The following is a 2,524-nucleotide window of genomic DNA, read 5'->3' as shown; positions in this document are numbered from 1 at the left end:
GAGGAGAAGTCCTTCGACATCACCAAGAACACCTGGACGCCCGTGGGCGAGAGCGCGGACGAGCAGGGGCGCGAGTTCATGCTCATGGAGATCAGGACCTCCAAGTAGCCGCAGCCGAAGCCGACATGCTCACCGCTGCGCGGTCCGGTGCCCACCGGGCGTGCGGCCCTCACGCCAAGGAATCCATGTTCATGCGCCTTTCCGGACGCCCCCGGCTCTCCGTGCTGGCCGCTGCCCTGTTCGCGGCCCCCGTCGTGCTGGGCGCCGTTCCGGCCGCTCCTGCCACCGCACTCGGCGGAGCCGACGCCCCGGCACAGCTGAACTACGTCGCGAAGATCAACGTCGGTGAGCAGACCGCCTGCACCGGTACCCTCGTCGACCCGCAGTGGGTCCTGACCGCGGCCACCTGCTTCGCCGCGGACGGCAAACCCCCCGCAGGAAAGCCCGCCGCGACCACCACCGTCACCGTCGGCCGCACCGACCTGACCCAGACCGGCGGCAGCGTCCAGCAGGCCATCTGGCTCATCCCGCACGCCGACCGCGACCTGGTCCTCGTCAGGCTCGCCACCCGGATCACCGACCCCGCCGTCAAACCCGTGCCGTTGGCGACCACGCCCGCCGCCGCGGGCGAGGAGCTGGTGCTGGCCGGATTCGGACGCACCAAGACCGAGTGGGTGCCCGACAAGCTCCACACCGGCACGTTCACCGTCGCCTCCACCACGGACACGACGGTGGACCTCGACGGCTCCGACACCGCGACCGTCTGCAAGGGCGACGCCGGTGGTCCCGCCCTGCGCACCGTCAACGGCACCACCGAACTCGTCGCCGTCAACTCCCGCTCCTGGCAAGGCGGATGCCTCGGCATCGATCCCACCGAAACCCGTACCGGTGCCGTCGACACCCGTGTCGACGATCTGGGCAGCTGGATGAAGGAAGTCTTCAGCCGCGAGAAGATCACGCCGGCGGACATCGACGGTGACGGCAAGGACGATCTGATCCTGCAGCGCATCGACGGTTCCATCGTCGTCCATCGCAACCTCGGCAGCAGCTTCGGTGCCGGCACTGTCATGTCCGCCGGTTGGAGCCGTTTCCTCACGGGTACCGACCAGGGTCGTCTCTACTTCGCCGACATCACCGGTGACGGCAAGGACGACTTGATCGTCCACGGGACCGACGGCAACATCGCCGTTCGCAAGAACATGGGCACCTACTTCGACGGCGGTACCCACTGGAGCGCCGGCTGGGGCCGATTCGTCACGGGTACCGACCTGGGTCGTCTCTACTTCGCCGACATCACCGGTGACGGCAAGGCCGACCTCATCGTCCATGGGACCGACGGCAACATCGCCGTCCGCACGAACATGGGTACCTACTTCGACGGCGGTACCCACTGGAGCGCCGGCTGGGGCCGATTCGTCACGGGTACCGACCTGGGTCGTCTCTACTTCGCCGACATCACCGGTGACGGCAAGGCCGACCTCATCGTCCATGGGACCGACGGCAACATCGCCGTCCGCACGAACATGGGTACCTACTTCGACGGCGGTACCCACTGGAGCGCCGGCTGGGGCCGATTCGTCACCGGAGCCGACATGGGCCGCCTCCGCTTCGGCGATTCCACCGGAGACGGCAAGGCCGACATGTTCGTCCACACGATCGCCGACGGCAAGGTCGCCGTCCGCACGAACATGGGCACCTACTTCAACGGCGGCACCGTGATGATCACTCTCTGACGAGGGCGATCCCTTCGGTGTCGCGCTGGAGAAACCGGCCACGGCCACTGCTGACACCTGCTCTGCCCCATCCCCTCGAGGGGATGGGGCAGAGCCACGAAGGATCGGCGTCCTCCCCGACCTCTTGAGGGGGACCAAAAGGCACACGCGAAAGGGGTGAGCCCCGCAAGAGGATCACAGTTCGTTCCTCTCGAAACAGGTGCCGATGTCATCGATTACCGGCGGACCGGATCGCCCATTACTGGTCCATGGCGCAGTGCTCGCGTTCTGACTGCATAAAGTGTACGAGGTGTTCGCGATGAAGTGACGCACATCACGTTCTGGGTTGGGTCTATGCCGCTTATGTGCAGAGCGCGATGGCTGGACAAAATTTGGATCTTGAGATTTCATGGCGCGGTCAAAGTTTTCCCGTCCGGGGTGCACAGGCGCTTTCGCGGTCCATCGACCCGTGCGGCTTCGTGCCTCTTCGATCCCTTGTCCCATCCTGTGGAAAAGCGGGCAGACGGGGCTTTTGGCGGTTATCCGAGGCGGGGTGCCGAGGCTTCCAGGGGTGGGGGTGAGCTCGTGGATATTCGTTTACAGGCTGTAGCTTCGTTGTGTCGAGAATTATCTTTCCGTACGTCCTCCAGCGTTTCTCCGCTGCTGGATGCGGCCTTGAAGCCCGCCTTTCATTCCGTGTTCCGGGGTTTTCCGGAGCCGACGACGAAGGCTGTGGATCAGGACTGTGATGAAGGCACGTGTGCGTACCGCGCTTCAGGCGCGGCCGGGCCGCGGGAGACTTGTGCGGCGTG

The 2,524-nt window shown here is 65.6% G+C and carries 1 protein-coding gene; it reads left to right on the top strand.

Annotated features, from left to right (window positions below):
* The first annotated feature begins 191 nt into the window (after positions 1-191).
* Positions 192-1,733, top strand: a complete 1,542-nt coding sequence (locus ABT085_RS45620; protein WP_351622960.1) for a trypsin-like serine protease — start codon at positions 192-194, stop codon at positions 1,731-1,733.
* Positions 1,734-2,524 lie beyond the last annotated feature (791 nt).

The organism is Streptomyces sp. NPDC002265 (assembly GCF_040296125.1).
Taxonomy (GTDB): Bacteria; Actinomycetota; Actinomycetes; order Streptomycetales; family Streptomycetaceae; genus Streptomyces.
Note: the sequence above shows the minus strand (reverse complement) of the source record. Positions and strands in the feature narration are given on the sequence as shown.

What these genes read in the sequence shown, in the direction of transcription:
- ABT085_RS45620 (WP_351622960.1), top strand. Translation starts at nt 192, where the DNA reads ATGCGCCTTTCCGGACGCCCCCGGCTCTCCGTGCTGGCCGCTGCCCTG.